The following is a 744-nucleotide window of genomic DNA, read 5'->3' as shown; positions in this document are numbered from 1 at the left end:
TGGATTTACAGATTAATCACCAGCCTTGGCCATTGCTGTTATGTGGTTGCCCCGTCTCTTATTCCTAAAAAACCTGGTGAGAAAATTAAAACCGATAAACGTGATGCCCTCAAGCTCGCTAAATTACTTAAATCTGAAGATTTAACACCTATTTATGTTCCCGAGCCTGAAGATGAAGCCGTTCGTGATTTATCTCGTGCACGCGAAGTGGCCATGAAAGATTTAAAAGATGCTAAATATCAATTAAAAGCGCTGCTGCTTCGTAATAATATTAATTACAAAGGCACCGCTAATTGGTCACAAAAACATTTACGTTGGCTCACTGAACTTGTGCTTCCGCATCCCGCTCAGCACATCGTCTTACAAGAATTTTTACAAACAATTACCGAACGAATAAGCCGACTTGAGCGGCTAGATAATGAACTAACACATCACGTTCACCAGTGGCGTTATTATCCTGTAGTAAAAGCAATACAAGCTATGCGTGGCGTTCGTTTGTTGGTCGCCACCGGCGTTGTTGCTGAGCTGGGCGATTTAACGCGCTTCGACCATCCCCGTAAATTAATGAGTTACCTCGGTCTTGTACCCAGTGAACACTCGAGTGGTGGCAAACGCCATATTGGCGCTATCACAAAATGCGGGAATGGCCGAGCAAGGCGTCTTCTTGTTGAAGGTGCACACACTTATCGGTATGCGGCAAATATATCGACAGATATGCAAAAACGACAAGAAGGTTTACCAAAG

The 744-nt window shown here is 43.7% G+C and carries 1 protein-coding gene; it reads left to right on the top strand.

Annotation, left to right across the window (positions count from 1 at the left end):
- Window positions 1–744 (top strand): IS110 family RNA-guided transposase (locus tag J7338_RS20540; protein ID WP_210798827.1); only part of this gene is annotated, 744 nt, incomplete at both ends.

It is taken from the genome of Pseudoalteromonas ostreae (assembly GCF_018069805.1).
Taxonomy (GTDB): domain Bacteria; phylum Pseudomonadota; class Gammaproteobacteria; order Enterobacterales; family Alteromonadaceae; genus Pseudoalteromonas; species Pseudoalteromonas ostreae.
The sequence above is the reverse complement of the archived record's forward strand: the minus strand, read 5'-3'. Positions and strand labels throughout refer to the sequence as shown.